This window comes from Pseudomonas sp. GL_091, from assembly GCF_057837725.1.
This window is the reverse complement of record NZ_CM174451.1, coordinates 2,376,598-2,398,634: the sequence shown is the minus strand read 5'-3', so window position 1 is coordinate 2,398,634 and position 22,037 is coordinate 2,376,598. Positions and strand designations below refer to the sequence as shown.

Annotated in this window: 20 protein-coding genes; 3 read left to right on the top strand and 17 right to left on the bottom strand. The window is 61.5% G+C overall.

Annotated elements, in window-relative coordinates; translation table 11 throughout:
* The first annotated feature begins 7 nt into the window (after nucleotides 1-7).
* Nucleotides 8-463 carry a nuclear transport factor 2 family protein gene (locus tag AC3ITY_RS10970; RefSeq protein WP_489309028.1) on the top strand — a complete coding sequence of 152 codons (456 nt, stop codon included), beginning with the start codon at nucleotides 8-10 and terminating at the stop codon, nucleotides 461-463.
* Between the two features lie 545 nt (nucleotides 464-1,008).
* Here the strand turns inward: AC3ITY_RS10970 and AC3ITY_RS10965 are convergent.
* The 16 genes from AC3ITY_RS10965 to AC3ITY_RS10890 all read right to left on the bottom strand — a co-directional run bounded on the left by AC3ITY_RS10965 (nucleotide 1,009) and on the right by AC3ITY_RS10890 (nucleotide 17,349).
* Entirely contained in the window at nucleotides 1,009-2,049 is a 1,041-nt protein-coding gene (locus AC3ITY_RS10965; protein ID WP_489309026.1) for a 3-ketosteroid-9-alpha-monooxygenase, oxygenase component, read from the bottom strand.
* 181 nt (nucleotides 2,050-2,230) lie between these two features.
* On the bottom strand, nucleotides 2,231-3,643 hold the full coding sequence (locus AC3ITY_RS10960; RefSeq protein WP_489309024.1) for a DUF1329 domain-containing protein: 1,413 nt from the start codon (nucleotides 3,641-3,643) through the stop codon (nucleotides 2,231-2,233).
* A gap of 111 nt (nucleotides 3,644-3,754) precedes the next feature.
* Complete coding sequence (locus AC3ITY_RS10955; RefSeq protein WP_489309022.1) at nucleotides 3,755-4,963, bottom strand: helix-turn-helix transcriptional regulator; 1,209 nt, start codon at nucleotides 4,961-4,963, stop codon at nucleotides 3,755-3,757.
* A gap of 91 nt (nucleotides 4,964-5,054) precedes the next feature.
* Nucleotides 5,055-6,263 carry an acetyl-CoA C-acyltransferase gene (locus tag AC3ITY_RS10950; protein WP_489309020.1) on the bottom strand — a complete coding sequence of 403 codons (1,209 nt, stop codon included), beginning with the start codon at nucleotides 6,261-6,263 and terminating at the stop codon, nucleotides 5,055-5,057.
* A 7-nt stretch (nucleotides 6,264-6,270) separates the two neighbouring features.
* Nucleotides 6,271-6,741: a MaoC family dehydratase gene (locus AC3ITY_RS10945; RefSeq protein ID WP_489309018.1), complete on the bottom strand. Its 471-nt coding sequence runs from the start codon at nucleotides 6,739-6,741 to the stop codon at nucleotides 6,271-6,273.
* 10 nt (nucleotides 6,742-6,751) lie between these two features.
* Nucleotides 6,752-7,537 (bottom strand): SDR family oxidoreductase, encoded by a 786-nt coding sequence (locus AC3ITY_RS10940; protein WP_489309016.1) that lies wholly within the window; start codon nucleotides 7,535-7,537, stop codon nucleotides 6,752-6,754.
* Between the two features lie 108 nt (nucleotides 7,538-7,645).
* The gene (locus tag AC3ITY_RS10935) at nucleotides 7,646-8,524 is read right to left on the bottom strand and encodes an SDR family oxidoreductase (RefSeq protein WP_489309014.1); all 879 of its coding nucleotides are present in this window, start codon (nucleotides 8,522-8,524) and stop codon (nucleotides 7,646-7,648) included.
* Nucleotides 8,525-8,586: 62 nt separating this feature from the next.
* On the bottom strand, nucleotides 8,587-9,738 hold the full coding sequence (locus AC3ITY_RS10930) for an acetyl-CoA C-acetyltransferase (protein ID WP_489309012.1): 1,152 nt from the start codon (nucleotides 9,736-9,738) through the stop codon (nucleotides 8,587-8,589).
* Nucleotides 9,739-9,741: 3 nt separating this feature from the next.
* The gene (locus tag AC3ITY_RS10925; protein WP_489309010.1) at nucleotides 9,742-10,800 is read right to left on the bottom strand and encodes an acyl-CoA dehydrogenase family protein; all 1,059 of its coding nucleotides are present in this window, start codon (nucleotides 10,798-10,800) and stop codon (nucleotides 9,742-9,744) included.
* Between the two features lie 10 nt (nucleotides 10,801-10,810).
* On the bottom strand, nucleotides 10,811-11,968 hold the full coding sequence (locus tag AC3ITY_RS10920; RefSeq protein ID WP_489309008.1) for an acyl-CoA dehydrogenase family protein: 1,158 nt from the start codon (nucleotides 11,966-11,968) through the stop codon (nucleotides 10,811-10,813).
* A gap of 9 nt (nucleotides 11,969-11,977) precedes the next feature.
* Nucleotides 11,978-12,730 (bottom strand): enoyl-CoA hydratase family protein, encoded by a 753-nt coding sequence (locus tag AC3ITY_RS10915; protein ID WP_489309006.1) that lies wholly within the window; start codon nucleotides 12,728-12,730, stop codon nucleotides 11,978-11,980.
* Nucleotides 12,727-13,839, bottom strand: coding sequence for an NAD(P)H-dependent flavin oxidoreductase (locus AC3ITY_RS10910; protein WP_489309004.1), 1,113 nt, complete (start codon nucleotides 13,837-13,839; stop codon nucleotides 12,727-12,729). Before AC3ITY_RS10910 ends, AC3ITY_RS10915 begins: the two co-directional genes overlap by 4 nt.
* A complete protein-coding gene (locus tag AC3ITY_RS10905) occupies nucleotides 13,836-14,744 on the bottom strand; it encodes an enoyl-CoA hydratase (protein WP_489309002.1) in 909 nt (302 codons plus the stop codon). Before AC3ITY_RS10905 ends, AC3ITY_RS10910 begins: the two co-directional genes overlap by 4 nt.
* A gap of 16 nt (nucleotides 14,745-14,760) precedes the next feature.
* On the bottom strand, nucleotides 14,761-15,558 hold the full coding sequence (locus tag AC3ITY_RS10900) for a CoA-transferase subunit beta (protein ID WP_489309000.1): 798 nt from the start codon (nucleotides 15,556-15,558) through the stop codon (nucleotides 14,761-14,763).
* A gap of 12 nt (nucleotides 15,559-15,570) precedes the next feature.
* The gene (locus AC3ITY_RS10895; protein ID WP_489310838.1) at nucleotides 15,571-16,446 is read right to left on the bottom strand and encodes a CoA transferase subunit A; all 876 of its coding nucleotides are present in this window, start codon (nucleotides 16,444-16,446) and stop codon (nucleotides 15,571-15,573) included.
* Between the two features lie 15 nt (nucleotides 16,447-16,461).
* Nucleotides 16,462-17,349, bottom strand: a complete 888-nt coding sequence (locus AC3ITY_RS10890) for a VOC family protein (RefSeq protein ID WP_489308998.1) — start codon at nucleotides 17,347-17,349, stop codon at nucleotides 16,462-16,464.
* Between the two features lie 196 nt (nucleotides 17,350-17,545).
* Here AC3ITY_RS10890 and AC3ITY_RS10885 point away from each other — a divergent pair, with 196 nt between their 5' ends.
* Nucleotides 17,546-18,718 carry an acyl-CoA dehydrogenase family protein gene (locus AC3ITY_RS10885; RefSeq protein WP_489308996.1) on the top strand — a complete coding sequence of 391 codons (1,173 nt, stop codon included), beginning with the start codon at nucleotides 17,546-17,548 and terminating at the stop codon, nucleotides 18,716-18,718.
* The gene (locus tag AC3ITY_RS10880; protein WP_489308994.1) at nucleotides 18,715-19,908 is read left to right on the top strand and encodes an acyl-CoA dehydrogenase family protein; all 1,194 of its coding nucleotides are present in this window, start codon (nucleotides 18,715-18,717) and stop codon (nucleotides 19,906-19,908) included. The genes AC3ITY_RS10885 and AC3ITY_RS10880 overlap by 4 nt, the downstream gene beginning before the upstream one ends.
* Nucleotides 19,909-20,516: 608 nt before the next feature.
* Here the strand turns inward: AC3ITY_RS10880 and AC3ITY_RS10875 are convergent.
* Nucleotides 20,517-21,821 carry an IS4 family transposase gene (locus AC3ITY_RS10875; RefSeq protein WP_489305208.1) on the bottom strand — a complete coding sequence of 435 codons (1,305 nt, stop codon included), beginning with the start codon at nucleotides 21,819-21,821 and terminating at the stop codon, nucleotides 20,517-20,519.
* Between the last annotated feature and the right edge of the window lie 216 nt (nucleotides 21,822-22,037).

The window sequence follows — 22,037 nt, the reverse complement described above, 5'->3', positions numbered from 1 at the left end:
TACTATCATGCTGGATCTCGTTGCCATCGAGCAGATCAAACAGCTCAAGGCCCGCTATTTTCGTGGTATCGATACCTGCAACCTCGAACTGCTGCGCAGCATCCTCGCACCCGAAGTGATGATCAGCTTCGACAGCCCGACCTACCAGCTCGAACTCAACGGGCTGGAGGAAGCCATTGAGTTCTACCGCACCTGCTTCACCAACCGCCGTTTCGGCATGCACAACGGCCACACCCCGGAAATTGTGGTCAACGGTGATGAAGCCACTGGCCTCTGGTACCTCAACGACCTGTTCATCAACCTCGATGAGCAGACCCTGCTTAACGGCAGCGCGATCTACGAAGATCGCTACGTCAAGGTGCAGGGTGAGTGGCGCATCCTCCAGACCGGTTACAAGCGACTGCTGGAGATGATCGGCCCGCTGGATGCCCAGTGGCGGATCACCTCTCAGCCGATCAACTGACGGGGCATTTTCGGTCCTGCCAAACAGTTCAAGGCGACAGAGATGTCGCCTTTTTTTTGCCTGTTCGACGGTTTGATCGTGGCCGGGATTATGGTGCAAGCCAGGGTGCATGTGGCTAAAAACAGCAGGCGCGCAATGCGCACCTACCCAACAATCCTCGCGCACTCGCTCACGCCCAACAGCCGAAGCACGCCCACCACAAGGCCTCTTCGGCCTTGTGGTGGGAAGTGTTCAACACGTTGCGACCTAGCGAAAACTCAGCCAGTTCGTAACGTTCTGGCTGATGGCGACACAGCCTGCGTATTGCTTGCAGGCTTTGACACTGGGCGATTCAGCTGGCTGGGAGACCTGCACGGTCACCACCAGGAGGAACAGGATCAACAAGCAAACGTGATAGCCAAGAAGACTTTTTGTTTTCATTGTCAGTGCTCTCGTGACCGTTAAGTCGGACCTGTGTCATTGCAACAACTCAGGGGGTTGTACCCCTTTCAGGCCTGCCCCACGATTGACAAACGATGGCTTGTCGCTCGCAGGGGGCATTCCCTTCAGCGCTCGTCGACCGTGATGAATTCACGGCGTTCAGCCATGCTCGCGGGCACTTTATCCTCATCGGTAAAGAACTGTTGGTACCACTCGCGCAGTTGGTAGACCGGGCCATCGTTTTCCGCCAGTACCGGGTTGTCGATACGGATTTTATGCTTCCAGATATCCACGTCCTGATAGAACGAGGTGCGATTACCCATGACGTACGCTTTGGCCACTTCAATGTTCTGCTCTTCGCTCCAGCCGGGCACACGCTTGACCATGCAGCCGAAACGCAGGTCGAAGCTGTTGGCAGTCACAGGCACATGGCTGTTGAGCAAAATGGCGTGTATCCGCACATCGCCGAACATCGAGCTGATGTAAGTGAAGTGCGTCGCCGGGCCGTAGTAGGCTGACGGTGCGATCAGATCACCGCCCAGGCGCTCGGAATCGCCGTGGAAGATCTGATGACCGATGTGCCCTTCGAAGACATTGGCGAAGTACTTGGTAGGCGTGCCATGCACCGGCCCAAAGTGCTGGGCGTCCACCAGGTTATCGACCAACTCCCGTGGGTTGGTTTCGATCAGCATGGTGTCGATGTTCCAGTCGTGAATCCAGTCCGGGTCGTCCATCTCGGCCAGGTGCGGAATGATCACGCCCTCTTTCGGCGGACGGCCCTCAGGGTTGTTCCAGACGAACAGCAGGTTGTTTTCCTCACAGGTCAACCAACTGCGGGTCTTGGCCTTCGGTGGAATGCGCTTGCAATAAGGAATCTCGACGCATTTACCGCTGGTGTCATATTTCCAATGGTGGAACGGACACACCACCGTGTCGTTTTCGATGGTGCCTTGGGACAGGTCGGCCCCCATGTGCGGGCAATGGGCGTCGAGGATGCTGATAGCGCCCTGGCTGTTGGCAAACGCCACCAGGCGGGTGCCAAAGATACTCAAGGTATGCAACTGGCCATCGCGGTAATCCTCCGCAACGCCCAGACAGTGCCAGCCACGGGCGTAACGGTGAGTACGCTGGGCGTTTTCGACGCTGATTTCAGCGAGTTTCGTCATTGTTATTGTTCCTCGATTGGAAACTTTGGGGTGCAATACCCCCCAAAAAAACAGGGTAAACCCATGGCGGATATCATTGAGCGCCACGGCAAGGGATTCATCCTTCACTTGGACTAGATCAAACGAGATCCACTCTCAAGGGGTTCACCTGTCAGCTGATGCCATGCCAAATCTGCATCGGCTATTGGCCAAACCGACGGGCCGCTTCCGGCCCGAAATCCCGCGGGCTGAAGCCCGGCTTGTTCAACTGATAGCCGTTGCGCTGTTCGTTGATCAGGTTGAACGCCAGGTAACTGCCGGCATTCAGGTCGTAGTACAGCCCCACGCCTGCTTGTGGTCGCTGGCTTTCGTAGGCATAGAAGTAATTGACCATCGAGGTGCGCCACAGCTCGCCACGGTTGTCGTAGTTGTCAGCGAGTATCGGGAACCAGGTGTCTTCGTCGATGTACAACTTGCGTTTGCCATACAGATGGCGGTAACCCGGCTTGAGGGTGCCTTCCAGTTCCCAGACCCGGTGGCGCTCAAAGCGCATGGCATCCGGGTTGACATGGCCCGGAGTCAACAGGTCGGCGTACTTGAGGTTGGCCGTGTGCAGGCGATAGGTGTCGTAGGGAATGAACATCTCGCGCTTGCCGACGATCTTCCAGTCATAACGCTGCCCCGAACCGTTGAACAGGCGTACCTCGTCCACGGTGATCGAGCCACCGCTGCCCGGGAACGACATGTCGAAGCCATACCCCGGTGCCTGACGCACACGGCGGGTGCCCGGATCGTAACGCCAGGCCTGGCGAGGCTCGGTCTTGTCGTTCCAGAACTCGGTACCGGTATTGATCTCGCCCTTGTCGCGTTGTGGCAGCAGGGTTTCGTTGAGGTAGAACGTCGAGTTGCCAACGGTCTCGCCTTTCTTGCCCGGCTCCAGCGACGGCGCCAGGTTGCGCGAATGCACGCGGCCCCAGTTGATGTTGCCGTCCTTGAGTACGTAGGCGTTGTCGGAGGTGTATTCCTCGGTCCAGGCGCGCAAGGCAAACGTCGAGGCGTTCTTCAACAGTTCCAGACCGCTGCGCGGTACCGGAAAGGCTGTGCCGCCGGTTTTGCCCACCACGCCTTCACCGTCATCCACCAGGCGCGCGATGCTGGCGTTCTCGCGGGTGGCCTGGCAGACCGCGTCGTCGAAACGGAAATCGCGGTGCGAGGGGTAGATCGGCATCTTGTACGTAGCCGGGTAGAGCTTGAACAGCGCTTTCTGACCATCGGACAGGTATTGGCTGTATTGCGCCAGATTGGCCGCGGTAATCACGAACAGCGGCTTTTCTTCCGGGTAAGGATCAACCGGATGGTTGCCTGTCCCTTTGAAGTCCACGTGCGGCGGCACGCCCAGCCACTTGCCGCTGAACGCCGGTATGCTGCCATCGGCATTGGCGCTCTTATCGGCACCGATGCAAGTCAAATCCTTGCCCAGGCGCTCCACATCCTCCGGTGCGGCGTTCGCCGTACCGATTGCACTGCATCCCAATAACAACCCCAGCACCCAAGTGGGAGTGGCGTTGGCAGCTCGCGAGACAAGACAACTGGAGGCCAGGTTACTGCCGGTCATTTTTATTCTCCTTGGTTACCGATAGCGGTCGCCAAGTATCGGCAGCCCAAGGATTCAGCAGCATCGTCCGCACGGACTAACGCGTTTTTCCACGCACCGGCGAACGCCAGGCTAAAGCTTGTCATCCTCCGATCCTGGTAGCCGCGGCTTGGCCAACGCCACGACACTGTTGAGCATGATCCGCACAAGCTCGGTCTGGCGCCGCACACCGGTTTTGGAAAAGATCGAACGCAGGTGCGCACGGGCGGTATTACGACGGATGTTCAGTGCCTGCGAAGCCTCCTCCAGCGACAGGCCGTTTGCCAGTTCCAGAGCCAGCGAGGTTTCCGCGGGTGTCAGGTTGTACAGCTGCGAGGTCACCACATTGCTCACCAGCGACCTGCTGACGGCGTCACGCACATACACCACGACGGTCGGTTTTCCCTTGCCCTCGACCAGCTCCTGCGTCGGAATCGGCTCAACCACCACTCCGAGACTGACTTTCCCGGAGGGTCGAGAAATCGACATGGCCTCGGCCCCCTGTAATCCGGCGTCTCCCTGCTTCGCCCGTTGAAAGGCATTGCGCACCAGGCGCGACAGTTCACGATTGTCACTCGGATAAGTCGCCTCTAACCGGCCGCCGACGACTTTCAGGCCGTCCTGGCTGTCGAGAATCTCTCGGGCCACCGGGTTCAGTTGCACCACAGTGCCGTTTTCATCGAGAACGATGGTCGCCACCGCCATACGGCTGATCGTTTGCGAGTACAGGCTGCCCAACGACTCGCTGCGATCCAGTAGCGAATGCATGTGCAGGGCACGGCGCAAATGCGGCAGGAGCATGGCGCACATGGCTCGCTCGACATGGGAAAAGCGCGCCTGATCCCGTGGCCGGTTGATCCGAAAGCGCACCGTACTGCCATCCGGCATGCGGATATCGGCGCCGAGCATCTGGTGACAGTCATGGGGCTGGCAAAACAACAGGTAAAAAGAAGAACTGACCCATTCGGCCTCGCTCATCAGCTCATCAACGGTGAACACCGTGTCGGTGGGCAGGCTGTCGAACAGCGTGGACTTGGCGTAATAGGCGTAATGGTTGATGCCGCCCTCCCCCAGTTCAATGTCTCCGGCGACCATCATCGGCGACAGCAGCGGCTCATCCTGCACGCGCAGAATCAAGGTCACGAAATTGGCCTTGAACAGCATCCGGAACTGGCGCAACGAATCGCTCATGCAGTGAATATTTATCGCCGAATCGTACATGTTGCCGATTAGGCGTTCGTATTCGGCCAGCTCCAGCCCCATTTCCGCCAGGACCTGCGCATTCGGCACGCGACTTTGCATAACCACTCCCCAGCAGCGGGCCCGGACTGCATGGCCCGCATCAATTTAATCGTAATGGGTTTTATCGGTGCTCAACGCACCGTGGCCAGCCCTACGGTAGCTCGAACAAACCGGCCGCACCCATGCCGCCACCAATGCACATGGCGATCACCACATAACGGGCGCCGCGACGGCGACCTTCCAGCAGTGCGTGACCGACCATGCGCGCGCCGGACATGCCGAACGGGTGGCCGATGGCAATCGCGCCGCCGTTGACGTTCAGACGTTCCATCGGGATTTGCAGTGCATCGCGGCAATGCAGAACCTGGCAGGCAAAGGCTTCGTTGATTTCCCACAGGCCGATATCCGACACGCTCAGGCCGAAGCGCTTGAGCAATTTCGGCACCGCCACCACCGGGCCAATGCCCATTTCCTCCGGCGCGCAGCCACCCACGGCAATGCCTCGGTAGATGCCCAACGGTGTCAACCCCCGACGCTTGGCTTCAGCGCGGCTCATCAGCAGGCTGGCCGAGGCGCCATCGGAGAACTGTGAAGCATTGCCAGCGGTAATGAATTCACCCTGCTCGATCCATTTACCGTCCTTCCACACCGGTTTCAGCGAAGCCAGGTCTTCCAGGCGTGTGTTTGGTCGATTGCATTCGTCGCGCTCGACCAACACACGCTGATGGCCGCTGGGCTGGCCACCTGCATCGAAGCACAACTTGTCGACACTCAAACCGACTATTTCATCGTCGAACAAGCCGTCACGTTGAGCGGCGGCGGTGCGCAGTTGGCTCTGCAGGGAATACTCGTCCTGGGCAGCACGGCTGACGCCATAACGGCGCGAGACTATTTCGGCGGTTTCCAGCATCGGGATATAGGCACTGGGCATTATTTCCAGCACGGCTTCGGACTGGGCGCGATAGGAGTTTTTGTGCTTGGTCTGGGTCAGTGACAGCGACTCCACGCCACCGCCAATGGCAATGTTCATCTCGCCGGTCATGATGCCTTTGGCGGCGACACCGATGCTCATCAGGCCCGAGGCGCACATACGGTCCAGGGCCATACCCGGCACGGTGTCCGGCAAGCCGCCGGTATAGGCACAGAGGCGTCCGATGTTATAGGCCTGGGTGCCCTGCTGCACTGCCGCGCCCATGATCACATCGTCCACTTCACCCGGTTCGATACCGGCGCGCTCGACCACCGCACGCACCACATGTCCGCCCAGTACCGGGGCTTCCGTATCGTTGAACGACCCGCGAAACGACTTGGCGAGCGCGGTCCGCGCAGTGGCAACAATGACAACTTCATTCAGGTCCATGACAGGCTCACTCGTTAATAGGGTTGAAGGTGTAACGGCTAATAGTGTCGATCACACAGCCGGGCCGCGACTGACCCTCGACTTCCACGGTCACGCGCACCACCAGTTGCACGGCGTCCGCCAGCTGCTCGGCGCGCACGATGCTGGCGCTGCCGCGCACTCGCGAATCCACCTTGACCGGAGCCGGGAAGCGCACGCGGTCACTGCCGTAATTGACGCCCATCGCCATGTTGTCGATGGTGAGCAATTGCGGCAGGAACAGGTTGACGAGCGACTGGGTCAGGTAGCCGTGGGCAATGCAGACGCCAAACGGTCCGCTGGCGGCGCGGACCGGGTCGACATGAATCCATTGGTGATCGCCCGTGGCTTCGGCGAACAAATCGATGCGCTGCTGGCTGATGGTCAGCCACTCGGTGCAACCCAGGTCCAGGCCTTCGGCCTCGAGCAACGCCTGGGCACTGCTGAAAACATGACTCATGGCCCACTCCTCAGGCTTGTTGGGAACTGACGGACAGCACTTCGCCAACCATGTAGGAGGCGTAGTCGCTGGCCAGGAACATCATCACGTTGGCGACTTCCCAGACTTCGGCGGCACGACCGAACGCCTCGCGCCCGGCGAGGCTGGCAAGCAGCTCTTCACTGGAGGCCTTCTTGAGAAAATCATGCAGGGCAATCGAAGGTGAAACGGCGTTGATGCGCACGCCGTACTCGGCCGCTTCCAGCGCACTGCAACGGGTCAGGGCCATGACCCCGGCCTTGGCCGCGGCGTAATGGGCCTGTTCCTTCTGTGCGCGCCAACCGAGGACCGAGGCATTGTTGACGATGGCGCCAGCGCCACGGCGCTGCATATGCACCAACATCGCGCGGGTCATGCGGAAGGTGCCGGTCAGGGTTACATCGAGCACCCGCAGCCACTCTTCGTCGCTCATCTCGACCACGCGCTTCTGGCCGCCGAGGCCGGCGTTGTTGATCAACACATCGACACCGCCCAGCAACTCTTCAGCGTTCGCCACAAGGGCCTGGACTTCGGCTTCGACCGTGACATTGCACAACTGGCCATAAATGGCTTGCAGGCCGGTTTCGGCCTTGAGGCGCTCCACGGCTTCTTCGAGGCGGCGCGGGTGCACATCGGAAATCATCAATGCCCGGCAGCCCTCCTCGGCGCTGCGCCGGGCGGCCGAGTAACCGATACCGGCACCTGCGGCGGCGGTAATCAGCACGGATTTTCCAGCCAGTAATTGATGGCCCGGGACATAAGGGGGAGCTTGTTTCACAGCGTTTACCTCCGAAGGTATCAGTACGCTGTCAGGTATAAAGCCAAGCCCGGGCCGGCACATCGTCAAAACGGGGTATGGCCACCTGGGGCGGCCAGTTCGGCGCGATCAGCTGCCCCAGACCCGCTGCGCCGCAGGCGCTTCGCTGAGGATCGCATCGACGGCGGCGCCGATTTCCTCGACACGCCATAACGCGCCCTTGTCGCGGGTAACCCCGGTGCGCCAGCCGTCCCCAAGGGAAATACGCCCACCCTGGCTTTCGAAAATCTGGCCGCTGACGTGGGCCGATTCGGCGCTGCCCAACCACACCACCAACGGCGCAACGTTTTCCGGCGCCCAGGCATCGAAACTGCCGTCCTCGGGCATCTTCACCACATCGGGCATGGCGCTTTCGGTCATCGAGGTGCGCGCCGCCGGGGCCAAAGCGTTGGCGGTGACGCCGTAGCGCGCCAGCTCTGCCGCTTGCACCAGCGTCAGTGCGGCAATCCCGCCCTTGGCCGCCGAATAGTTGGACTGCCCCACCGAGCCTTGCAGGCCCGCGCCGGAACTGGTGTTGATAATGCGTCCGTCGACCGGAGTGCCGGCCTTGGCCAGATCACGCCAACGCCGCCCCAACAGGTTCGCCAGGCAGTAATGGCCCTTGAGGTGAACCCGCATGACCATGTCCCAATCCTCTTCGCTGAGACTGATGAACATGCGGTCGCGCAGGACCCCGGCATTGTTGACCAGTACGTGCACCTCACCGAATGCCGCTAGCGCGGACTCGATAATGTGCTCGGCGGTGGCCAGGGTAGTGATGTCGTCACTGTTGGCGATGGCTTGACCACCGTTGGCGCGGATCTCACCCGCTACATCTTGCGCCGCGTCGGCGCGAATATCGTTGATCACCACGTTGGCGCCTGCTGCCGCGAACGCCAGCGCATAGGCGCGACCGAGCCCGCCGCCGGCCCCGGTGATGATCACGGTGCGGTCTGAACAAATAGCCATGCTTGACTCCTTATTACTGCGTGACCGCAGGCCCAACGGACGGCGGTACGGATGGGAATAACCTAGAGGCGTTCGATGATAGTGACGTTGGCCTGACCGCCGCCTTCGCACATGGTTTGCAGACCATAACGGCCACCGCTGCATTCCAGTTCGTTCAACAGCGTGGTCATCAGCCGGGCTCCCGTGGCGCCGAGCGGGTGACCCAGGGCAATGGCGCCACCGTTGACGTTAGTGCGCTCCGGGTCGTAGTCCAGTTCCTTGGCCCAGGCCATGACCACCGAGGCAAAGGCTTCGTTGATCTCTACCCGGTCGATATCGCTCATGCGCAGTCCGGTTTTCTCCAGGGCTCGGCGTGTCGCGGCGATTGGCGCAGTCAGGTGCCAGATCGGATCATCGCCCAGCACCGTGAGGTGATGGATGCGCGCCCGTGGCGTCAGGTCGTAGCGCTTGAGCGCCGCCTCCGACACCACCAGCAACGCCGCTGAAGCGTCGCAGGTCTGGCTCGAAACGGCCGCGGTGATCGAGGGAAATTGTGGATCCACCGGCAGCAGCTCGGCCATTTTTGCCAGGCTGGTCAGGCGCGGAGTTTCATCCGCACGCAGGCCGTTGCAAGCAACGATTTCCCGAGCGAAACGCCCGCTCTCGATGGCGGCCAGGGCGCGGTTATGGCTTTGCAGGGCAAATGCTTCCATCTGCTCACGAGTGATGCCCCAATGATCGGCGATGCGCTGGGCGGCGTAGAATTGGTTGACCGGCTGATCACCGAAACGTGCGCGCCAACCTTCGCTACCGGAAAACGGATCGGTAAAACCCAGCGGTTGCCCAGCGAGCATGGCCGAGGAAATCGGAATCCGGGTCATGGTTTGCACCCCGCCCACGGCGATCACATCCTGGGTGCCACTCATCACCGCCTGCGCCGCGAAATGCAGCGCCTGCTGCGACGACCCGCACTGGCGATCGATCGTGGTACCGGGCACATTCAGTGGCAACCCGGCGGCGAGCCAACTGGTACGGGCAATATCACCGGCCTGGGAGCCGATGGTGTCGACGCAACCGAAAATCACGTCGTCATAGTCTTCGCCGGGAATGGCATTGCGTTCCACCAATGCCTTGAGCACCTGGGCGCCCAGGTCAATGGCGTGGACCTCGCTCAAGGCGCCTTTGCGCTTGCCGGTCGGGCTGCGCAGTGCATCAACAATATAGGCCTCTGGCATGTCTCACTCCTCGAAAGTATGGCCCGGGCCCAGGCGGGCACCTTCGGCGAACAGGTAGTCGCTGACACGGGTTTTATGGAAGCCGCGATCACCCCAGGACGCATCGAGCGCCCAGGCACGTTTCATGAACATCTGCAGATCGACTTCCCAGGTGTAACCCATTGCGCCGTGCACCTGAATGCCTTTGCGCGCGGCCACCCAGCTTGCCTCGCAACAAGCCAGGCGGGCCTGGGAAACCCAGACGCTGGCGTTGCTATCACCTTGGGCCAGGCCGTGTGCAGCGCGGTACAACACTGGCTTGGCCTGTTCGATCTGGCGGGCGACATCGGCCAGGTGATGCTTGACTGCCTGGAAGCTGCCAATGGGTTTGCCAAATTGCTTGCGCTGAGCGACGTAGTCCACCGACAAATCGAGCATGCGTTGCGCCAGCCCGAGCAATTGCCCGGCCACCGACAAAGCGCCACGGTCGAGCAGTCGCGCCTGCAAGGCACGACCCATAACGCCACTGGCCACGCAGGTGACCGGTGTCGGGTTCCAGGTCACCCGGCCCAGGCGTCGCGAAGCATCGATGGTCGGATGGTGCTGCACATCCACCTGCGAACGCGGCACCACATGAATGTCGTCGCCATCGATGAGGATCAACACTTCTGCCAGTTGCGCATCGCTGACCAGCGGATTGACCGGATGGCTGATGGCAAGGCGCAAGGTACCGTCGGCGATGCGTGGCAACAGGCTGCTGCGGGCCGGGTGCCCCGTTCCCAGGCTGGCGAGCAAGCCCGTGGCGACATACGCGGTGTCGGCCAGGGAGTCGGGAATCGCGTAATACCCCAGTTCCTGGGTCATCAGTGCCCAGGCCACATCGTCCATGCCCAGGCCACCCTCGGCTTCGGGAACCGATAATGCAGTCAGGCCCTGAGCGGCGATCTTGTGACGCAGGTCTGGTGAGCGACCGACATCGGTTTCCCAGATTTCCCGGAGCATTTCCGGGGCGGCTTCCGTCATCAGGAAACGACTGATGGCTTCGCGAAACGTAAGCTGGTCATCGGTAAAGGTGAAGTCCATGGCCCGTTCCTTATTTCGGCAAGCCGAGCATCCGCTCGGCAATGATGTTGCGCTGGATTTCGTTGGTGCCGGCGTAGATCGGCCCGGACTGGGCGAACAGGAAACCCTCCAGCCAGCCTGCCGCATCGCCATCGACAGGAGGCAGCAGCTCGGCGCGGGTGCTTAGAATGCGCATGGCGGTTTCGTGCATTTTCAGGTCGAGCTCCGACCAGATGATCTTGTTGATACTCGACTCGGCACCGATCTGCTCGCCCCGGCTGAGACGCCCGACTGTGTAGTAGGCCGACAGGGCATAGGCCTCGGCGCCCATCCAGGTTTCCAGCACCGCGTCACGCAGGCTCGGATCGCGGTCGGCGCTGTCGCGGTTGGCCTTGTACAGTTCCACCAATTTGCGCGCGGTGTACTGGAAACGCGCCGGTGAACGCAGCAGCAACCCGCGTTCAAAACCGGCGGTGGCCATTGCCACATGCCAGCCCTGCCCTTCGGCACCAATGCGGTTGGCCACCGGCACGCGGACGTCGTCGAAAAATACTTCGGCAAAAGCGTCCTTGCCGTTGAGTGCCTTGATCGGGCGAATGCTCACTCCCGGCGCATCCAGCGGCACCATCACGAACGACAGGCCGTGGTGGCGCGAAGAGCCCGGTTCGCTGCGGAACAGGCCAAATAGCCAGTCGGCGAAGATCGCTCGGGTCGACCAGGTCTTCTGGCCGTTGATCACGTAATGCTCGCCGTCGAGCGTTGCCTTGCTGGTGATCGCCGCCATGTCCGAACCGGCATTCGGTTCCGACCAGCCTTGTGCCCACATGTCCAAGCTGGCGGCCATGCGTGGGAGAAAGCGCTGTTTCTGTTCCGGGGTGCCGAATTCCATCAGCGTGGGCCCCAACAGCAACTGGCCGTTCTGGTTGACGCGCATCGGTGCCCCGGCACCGTAGTACTCTTCTTCGAAGATCAGCCACTCGATCAAATCGCAACCGCGACCACCCAGTTCGGCGGGCCACATCACCATCGACCAGCGGCTATCGAACAACTTCGCTTCCCAGGCGCGGTGCTGTTCAAAGCCTTCCCGGGTGTCGTAGCTGGCGAGCGGTTCGCGCGGAAGGTTGGTCGCCAGCCAGGCGCGTACTTCGGCGCGAAAGGCAGTTTGTTGGGGCGTGTAAGTCAGTTCCATGGCGTTCCCTCAGAACTTGGCGTCGCGTTTTTCGACGAAGGCCCGGCGCGTTTCCGCGGAGTCCGGGCTGCTGTAGGCTTGCATGGTGAAGCCCTGTTCCCAGCGGTATTTGTCTTCCAGGTTGCCGTCTTCGATGCCGTTCAAGGCTTCCTTGGCAATGCGGATCATGCCTGGGCTCTTTTCAGCGATTTTCGCTGCGATGCCCAGAGCGGTTTCGCGCAGTTGGTCCTTGGTCACGATCCGCTCGATAAAGCCATATTGCAGGGCTTCAGGGGCGCCAATGCTGTCGCCGGTAAAGAACAAGTAGCGGACTTTTTGCACCGGGAACAGCCGCTGCAAGTGCGCACCGCCACCCATGGCGCCACGGTCGACTTCCGGCAAGGCGAAGGTCGCGCATTCGGACGCGACGACGATGTCCGCCGCCCCGGTAATGCCGATGCCGCCGCCCAGGACAAAACCATGGACCGCGACAATCACCGGCACCGGGTTGCGGTGCACGGCCTTGAAGGTGGCGTAGTTACCGGCATTGACCTCGACGATCCGCTCCGGATGCTTGTCCAGTTCCTTGATGTCGACACCGGCGCAAAAGCCCCGGCCTTCGGCGCGGATCACGATTACCCGCACTTCGGGATTAGCCCCAAGGGCTTCGATCTCCCGCGCCAGGGCATGCCATTCCTGGCTGTCGAGGGCGTTGACCGGTGGTTTGGCGATCACCAGTTCAGCGATCCCCTGATTGAGTTGTGTCGTAAATGCCTGGTTCACAGGGGCTCTCCAATACTGGCTGGATGGTTCGATGGACGGGTCTGGCTGCGGGCCAGGAGTGCGTCCAGGCATTGCTGGGCCTCGCTGGCGATGCCTTCGATGACTTCACGACAACTGAGCAACTCGCTGATGGCCGCCGCGACCTGGCCGCTGGGCAGGATGCCCTCGTCCGGGGCGCCATCGACCATCGAACGCTGCAACAGCACTGGCTGGTTGGCGGCCATCACCACTTGCGACAGCCCCGAGGGATCCTCACGCAATGCACGGAAAAAGACCGAGGCCATGTGCCCCAGGCTCATGCCGGTCTGCTGCTTCCACTGCCAGGCGCTGCCCAGGGCGATGCGCAGGCGGCCGAACGAACCGGCCTTCTCCAGATGATTGATAAAACGGTTTTCGATCATGCGATGGCGCATCCCATCCACCGCCGTGGTCACGCGCACCTGCTGCGGATCATTGACCTTCAGGTAGCGCTCCAGGGTCGCAGCCGGTGTCGGCGATTCGCGAGTCATGAGGAACCGCGTGCCCATGGCGATGCCGGCGCCCCCGGCAGCCAGCACCGAGGCCAGGCCACGACCGGTGGCATAACCGCCGGCGGCGATCACCGGCACGTTGACCGCCGCCAGTACCTGAGGCAACAGAATGGAACTGGGTACCCCACCGGTATGGCCGCCGCCCTCGCCACCCTGAATGGTGATCATGTCGGCGCCCAGTTCCACCGCCTTCAACGCGTGCTTGAGTGCGCCCACGGTGGGAATGCACAGCACATTGGCCGCCTTGAAACGCGCGATGGTCTGTTTGTCCGGGCCGCGCCCGTAGCTCACGGCGCGCAGACGGTACTGGATCGCCAGGTCAACGCACTGCGCGGCGTTGTCCTGGAACATATGAAAATTGAGGCCGAAATTGCTGCCGCCAGTGGCGTCGATCACCTTGCAGATTTCGCCTTCCAGCTCAGCGGCCGTGATGGTCGCCCCGGCCAGGAAACCGAAGCCCCCGGCCTGGGTCGTGGCGATCACCAGATTGGCGTCGGCAACCCAACCCATGGCGGTTTGCACAATCGGGTAGCGGCAACCAAGGGCCTCGGTCAGTGGCGTATCCAGCCAGCGATTCATTGGCTCTTGTCCTCTGCCTGCTTGTTCGCCCGCGCCATGCCCTTGGCGTCGAAGCCGCCCAGTTTGTCGCCGGACAAAAGTTCGTTATGGGCATGAGCGAAATGGTGCCAGGCGAACACCGCATCCATCGCTGTGCGCTTGCCTTGCAGATCCTCGACGTGGTTGATCGCCTGCTTGGTCAGGGCCAAGCCCATGCGCGGCTGACGGGCGATGCCGGCGGCCAGAGCATAGGTGGCCTGCTCCAGCTCCTCGCGGGGCACCATGCGGTTGACCATTCCCACTTGCCAGGCTCGGGTCGCGCTCATGCGGTCACCGGTGAAGAGGAATTCCTTGGCGATACGCGGGTTCATTTCATAGGGATGGGCAAAATACTCCACTCCCGGAATGCCCATGCGCACCACCGGATCCTGAAAGAACGCGTCATCGCTGGCGACGATCAAATCGCACACCCAGGCCAGCATCAGCCCGCCTGCCACGCACGCACCCTGGACCATGGCGATGGTCGGTTTGGGCAGCTCGCGCCAGCGACGGCACATACCCAAATAGACTTCCTGCTCGCGGGCATAGAGTTGCTCGCCGCCGGGCTTGTTGGTGTGGTCCCACCACAGGTGCGCGCGTTCGAACGGCTTGTCGATATCACGTCCCGGCGTGCCGATATCGTGGCCTGCCGAGAAATGCTTGCCGTTGCCGCGCAGGACTATGACCTTGACGCTGTCGTCGTCCACCGCCTGGCGAAAGGCGGCGTCCAGGGCGTAGGTCATCTGCGAGTTTTGCGCGTTGTTGAAGGTCGGCCGGTTCAGCGTCAGCGTGGCAATACCCTCGGCCACGCTGTACAGCACCGGTGTGTCTGTTTCGTAGACGGCTTTGTCCTCGCGGACGACGAGTTCACTATCGCTGCTGTGCATGTTCACTGTCCTCGCCTCAGGCCGTACGGATGCCGGCCGGATTACCCTTGATCGCTGTGGCGCGGTAATCATGGGGGTCGAGTCGGCGGATCAGGGCCAACTGCTCTTGGGTGGGGTGGGCGGTCTCGTGCAATTGCGCCGACTTGAGCAACGGGAAACCGGTGTTGTTCTGCACCTGTTCGAAACTCACGCCGGGGTGCAACGAGCGCACCTGCACCGCACGTTCCGGGCCATTGAAATCTAGGACGCAGAGGTCGCTGACCACGCAATGGATGTCCATCAAGTCGCGGCGGGCACCTTCGGGCCAGCGCTCGGCCTTGAAGCCGACACCGGAGACCATGTCCACCTCACCGCTGACGAACACCCGGGTGTTATGGCTGGGCACGAAAAACGAGTTGAGGTGGTTGATGCTGTTGCCCGGCAAGCCGCGCACGCCGAGGATCGCGGTCCTGGGCTTCTGATAGTCGCCGACGCAGGACAGGTTGGTCTGGCCCCAGCGGTCGATCTGGGTCGGCCCGATCATCGCGTGACGACGACCGCCCCAGACGCATTCGAACACCCGCTCGAACGACATGTAGCCGGAGTAACGCGGCACATAGTCGCCACGCGGGCCTAGCGGGATCGGCTCTTCGACCAGGAACGCTTCACTGTCGGTCATCAACAGTTCAGGGCTGTGGGTGAGTTTGGCAAGGCTCGCACCCAGGCGCGGAATCACGCCAAGACCCGAGGCAATCACTTCGCCATTGCCGCGCCAGGCCTCAGAGGCGGCGACGATCATCAGTTCAGCGAGGGTGAAATCACAGGTTGCAGACATAGTCGCTAATCCTCAGAACACGGGAAGGGGCAAGGCGCCCATGGAATCGGCACCGCCGTTCTGTGCCTGATAGGCCTGCTCGCCACTGGCGATGTAGGTCTGCACATAGTCCTGCCAGCCGTTTTCCGCCTGGCTGCTGGCGACATAACCCTTGAGGTGCTTCATGTCCCAGCCGTAGTCGGGGGCGCAGAGCGTCGGGTGCGCACCGAGAGGTGCATGCACCACACCACTCACCAGGTAACGCTCGAAGGTATTGAAACGGGCCTGGTCGGCGCTCAGTTCCAGGCGTTCTTCCAGGCGCTCGCACGAGACAAAACACTGGTTGGCGGCACGGGCGAACAGGTGGTCGAAATACGGGTCCGGCCCGGTCACCAGGCAATTGCCCAGGCGGTCGGCGACGTTGACATGCAGGAACGCAACATCGAGGTTCAGCGCCGGCATGGCCAGCAGCACCTCGCCATCGGCATACGGCGACGCGATGGTCTTGAGCTCCGGGTTGAGGCGGGTCACGTCGGTGGCCAGGCCGCAACGGGTCGGCAGAAACGGCAGGCGCATCCCAGCGGCGCGCAGCCCCCACTGGAACATGCCTTCGTCCAGCTCCAGCAATTCCAGCTCACCGGCCTCGCGGGCTTTGCGGTAGTAGGGTTCCAACGGAATGGCATCGAGGGTGGCGAAGCCGAACACCAGCTTCTTGACCTTGCCGGCGGCACACAGCATGCCCACTTCCGGGCCACCGTAGGCGACCACCGTCAAGTCCTTGACCGGCGAGCGCAGGATCTCGCGTACGATCGCCATCGGCTTACGCCGTGGCCCCCAGCCACCGAAACCGATGGTCATGCCATCGCGCAATTGGGCGACCGCATCGGCCGCTGTCAGTTGTTTGTTCATCATGACAATTCCTTACTATTGGCCGACTGAAAAGTCGTGCCCCCAAATGCTCACGCGGGTGAACTCGAATGCCGAATGCTCGGCCCAGTCAACTTGCAATCCGCCAAAGCCGTATTCCAGATCGAAGCCGGACGGCGTCTTCATGTAGAAGCTGGTCATGCGGTCGTTGAGGTGCTGGCCGAGGGTTGCCGACAGGCTCACGTCATGGGCCAGCAAACGGTCATGCGCGCGCCCCACCTCGGTCATCGAATCCACCTCGACCATCACGTGCACGCAACCTGACGGCACCGGGTATTCGGCCAATGCCAGACTGTGATGACGGGCGTTGTGGCAATGCAGGAAGTGAATACGGATCGCAGGTGCCGACGGGTCGGGACGGAAGTTGAAAATGTCCGACAGCTTGAAGCCCAGCACATCCTTGGCGAACGCCAGGGTGGCGTCGAAGTTCGGTGCCGGCAGCACCGTGTGGCCCAGGCCCATGTCGCCGGTGATGAAGCGCGGCACACCTTGCGGCGAAATGAACGGCAGGCAGTCGGAGCGATGGCCCCAGCTCAGTTCATGGCAATTGCCCGATGGATCGGTGACCTTGACCAGCGCCTGTACGCCGCGCTGGTCAATTTCGGCGGCAGTGCCCGGTTGCCATTCGATGCCGGCAGCGCTCAGGTGCTCAAGTGCGGCCTGGAATGCCGGCTCGTTGGCCAGCTCCCAACCGGAAGCCAGATAACGCGCCTCGCTGCCTTCGACGATCAGCATGCGAAACGGACGCTCGTCCATTTTCACGTACAAGCCACCGCCCGGCGCTGGCTGTACCTGCATGCCTAGCACGTCCTCGGCGTAACGCTGCCAATGGCTGAGGTTTTCGATCTGCGAGACGAAATAGCTCAAACCGCGAATGTCGATCATGCCTGGGTCCTCGTTGGCTGAATGGCTTACGTGGCTGGCATTGTGCTAAGCGCCACCTTGCACTTCATCGTCCGTTGAGACTAAGCACCCTGCAGGAGCCCGATGACGCACTGTCCCTAGTCCGTTTTAGTGATTCGAACACCGCTCCCACCCGCTCAGACTTTGCGCATCCATCCGCCTTGCAGAGACCGCCCCCATGGAGTTCGCTTTTACCGAAGAGCACCTGATGATTCGCGACAGCGCCGAGCGTTTTCTCGCCCAGGCCAGCGACTCGCATGCCGTGCGCGCCGCGATGAACCGCCCGGATGCGCATGATCCCGAGGTCTGGCGGCGGATCGGCCAGGAGCTGTACTGGCCGGCGTTGATGGTGCCCGAGCGCTTTGGCGGCATGGGCCTGGGTTTTGTCGAGCTGGCGATCCTGCTGGAACAAAGCGGTCGCTACCTGCTGGGTTCACCGCTGTTTGCCACGGCGTGCCTGGCCACCCCGGCCTTGTTGCTGGGGCACAATGAAGCTGTGCAGGAGCACTGGCTGGGGGCGATTGCCGCCGGCGAAACCCGCGCCACCCTGGCCTTTGCCAGTGTTCCAGGACTAAAAGCATGCAGTGTGCAAGCCGTTGCCGAGCCGTGCCCGGGAGGCTGGACCCTTGAGGGCCAGTACGCACAAGTCATCGATGGTGCCTCGGCCGACCTGCTGATCGTTGCCGCCCGCGTTCCCGGCACCCAGGACGAACAGGGCATCAGCCTGTTCGTCTTGCCGGGCGATATGCCGGGCGTGATCCGCACTCCCTTGGCCACCCTCGACCAGACCCGTCGCCTGGCACGCATTGAACTGCAACAGGTGAAGGTCAACGAGGCACAGCTACTGTGCAGCCCCGAGCAAGGCTGGCCGGTGCTGCGCGACACCCTGCTGATCGCCGCCATCGGCCTGGCCGCCGAGCAGGCTGGAGGCGCGCAACAGGCCCTGGACCTGACCCTGGCGTACATCGCCGAACGCCGGCAATTCAAACGCACCATCGCCAGTTTCCAGGCGATCAAGCACCGCTGTGCCGACATGATGCTGCAAGTCGAATGCGCCCGGTCGGCGGCCTACTACGCCGCCTGCGTGGCCCAGGAACGTCTCGACCCGAACGGCGATATCGCGGTGATCGAGGAACTTGAGCAGGCAGCCGCCACGGCAAAGATCCATGCCAGCGAGGCGTTTTTCCACTGCGCCGCCGAGTCGATCCAGCTGCATGGCGGCGTCGGTTTTACCTGGGAATACGATCCACACCTGTACTTCAAACGTGCCCGCGCCGGCGAGCATCTGTTGGGCAGCCCGGCGCTGCACCGCGAGCGTCTGGCCGCGCACCTTTTGGGAGAGCAAGCATGAAAATCGGTTTCAGTGGTGCAGACGAAGCGTTCCGTAAAGAAGTCGCCCAGTGGCTGGCCGAGCACCTGAGCGGCGAGTTTGCGCCATTGCGTTTTCGCGGCGGACCGGGGGATGAGCACAGCTTTCCCGAGGAGCGTAAAGCCTGGGAACGCCGGCTTGCCGCCGGTGGCTGGATCGGCGTTGGCTGGTCGAAAGAACACGGCGGACGCGGACTGTCGATCAGCCAGCAGGTGATCTTCCACGAGGAATATGCCCGCGCCGGCGGCCCCGGACGCATGGGCCATATTGGCGAAGGCCTGGTCGGCCCGACACTCGCCGCCTTCGGCACTCCGGCTCAACAGCAACGCTTGTTGCCCGGCATCCTTGATGGCAGCCAGTTCTGGTGCCAGGGCTATTCGGAACCGGGCGCAGGTTCCGACCTGGCCAACGTGCAGACCCGGGCGAAGCTGGATGCCACCGGCGAGCACTGGCTGATCAGCGGGCAGAAGGTCTGGACCTCCCTGGCCCACGAGGCCGACTGGTGTTTCGTGCTGGCGCGCACCGAGCCTGGCAGCCAGGGGCATCACGGTTTGTCGTTCCTGCTGGTGCCGATGGCCCAGGACAGCATCCGCGTGCAACCGATCCAGCAATTGACCGGCACCAGTGAGTTCAACGAGGTGTTCTTTGACCAGGCTGTTACCCATGCCGACAACCTGATCGGTCAACCGGGCGATGGCTGGAAGATCGCCATGGCGCTGTTGGGTTTTGAGCGCGGCGTATCGACGCTGGGTCAGCAGATGCAGTTTCACAACGAACTAGACGAAATCATCCGCATCGCCCGCACCAACAGCGCCGCCCGCGACCCGTTGCTACGCCAGCGCATCGCCCAGGCCTGGGCCGGGCTCAAGGTGTTGCGCTATAACTCGCTGCGTATGCTTTCAGGTCCGCAAGACGGCAACCTCGGGCGTGAAGCAATGATCTACAAACTGGCCTGGTCCACCTGGCACAGCGACCTGGGCAAACTGGCCATGGACGTGCTGGGCGATGCCGGGGAAATCCTCGACGCCGCGCCCTACCAGCTCAGCCGTCTGCAGTCGCTGTTTCTGTTTACCCGCTCCGACACCATTTATGGCGGCAGCAATGAGATTCAGCGCAATGTGATTGCCGAACGGGCGCTGGGCATGCCGCGGGAGCCACGGGTGAACGCATGATCTGAACGCCATCAAAAAACTGTGGGAGCGAGCCTGCTCGCGATGGGGCCAACACATACACCATCATCGGTGGATGGTGTACATATCCATTGAAGCGGTAACGGCCGCCTATGGTTCCGCTCTTACAGCGGGTCACTTTGAAAAGCGCAAAGTAACCAAACGCTCTTGCCCCTTTCGTTCGGTGCCTCGCTAAGGCTCGGCATGCCCTCGCTCCGGTCCTTCTCCGTGGGCCTCTCGAGGGGGCAAGAAAATCAAAAACACCCGAGGCGGCCGACCGGCCGACCTGGTCGGTAGCTCGTGCACATTTCCCCGTAGGAGCTGCCGAAGGCTGCGATCTTTTGATCTTGCTTGGCTCTGGCTTTGGCTTTTGATCTTGATCCACCCGCCCCGTTTCCAGAGGCCGAACGCAGGCGTTGCGCAGTGGGCATCCCGGCATGGATGCCGGGATAACCGCGCACGGCCATGGATGGCCGATCGCGGCGGGCCCACGGAGCAATGCCGGAGTGAGGGCACCCCGAGCCTTGGCGAGGGGCCGAATGGTGGGGCAAGACCTTTTGGTTCCTTTTGGGGCGTTTGCCAAAAGGGACTCGCCGTAAGGGCCAGCCCTTTCAAGGTGTTTTCCCTTTATGGGCCTTAAGCACCCGATCCGTCGACACATGAGCGTGCGCAGCTTTGCCGTCCAGCCACTCCTTGGGTTTGGCGATTTTGGGACCACGTATGCTTTTGGCCACTTGCTTGGGCTTGATATTCCTGGCGAGCGCCAACAGTCGCGTTGCCAGCGTTTCTAAGGTCGTTTGAAGTGTCAGGTAATCTGAGGGCAGTGCGATCTGCATGCCCTCGTATCCGCTACGCACTTGTACCGTCAGGTGGAAGATCGAAGCTTCCCAGCCTTCGGGCAATGTCTCGCGATGAGCCTGTTCCACGCTGCGCTTGAGCACTGCCAGGACGTTGTAGGCCAGGATCGCCGAGGCAAAACCCAGCAACGCCGCCCGCGGAGCGCCAAGGCTTTCGATTTCACTGTCCAGCACCGATTCCAGGCGCTGGAACATCCCTTCGATACTCCAGCGACGACGGTATAACTCGGCGATCTGCCCGGCGCTGACGGTGTCTGGCAAGTTGCTCCAGAACCACATCACAGTGTCGCCTGAGTCAGTAGGTGTCTGTAGGTTCAGTTCAACTCGACGCCAGCGGTGACCACCTTTGAGTTCGATGATTTGCTCGCGCACCGTTGCGGATTCGATGGCCACAGATTCTTGCCAGCCGCCTTCCTCAATCAACCGTGGATGTTTGCTTTGCTGGCGAATAATGAACGAAGCCCCCGCTTCCTCGCAGGCTTGCATGACGGGCAGCGTGCAGTACAGCCGATCGGCCATCCATAGCTGGCCCTTAGTGGCGTGGGCCAACAGCGGCAGCACGCTGACGCGCTCACTGGCGTAGGCATCCTCGCATGGCTGCAAGTCGACGATCTGATCGAGGTCCGGGTCGTAGACCACTACTGAAAACCCTGGTCGCGCCGCACCTCGCTCACGCCGCAAAGCCCCCAAGCGTTTTTCAGTAGAAGGCAGGTGGTTGCCGTCGACAATGCGCAGCTGCCAGCCGGGCAAAATGGCTGAGCAGCCCAACTCTTTTATCGTCGGAGCCAGGCGCTCGGCGCTTCCTGTAACCAACGCCCGCAGCAACGCGGGCTCTGTGCGGCTGACCTTGTCATAGAGCGCCGCCAACGTAACCGGCAGCCCCTCCATTTGCCGGGCAGCGGCATGCAAAGAAGGGCGCAAACCCAATGAAACAAGGGACATCAGCTCAACGATGGTCGAAAACAAAAGCTCACGCGGGTACTGGCGTTGACGGTGTTCTTCAAACACCTGATCAACCCATTCGGCAGGAACAGCCTGCTCCAGTATCAATTTCGTCATGACACTGGCCGGTGTCTTTTTTTCAAACCGCGCTAGAACTTCTGCCCACATCGTTTTCGTCACCCTGACTGGTTTTTAGGGGATTCTAAACGAAGACCTTGAAAGGGCTGGCCGTAAGGGCGAAACCATAAGTGGCCGTTACCGCAGGAATGGATATGTACACATAAAACACAATACAGGTCGGCTGTCAGGCCGCCGTCGCGCGAGCAAAAGGGC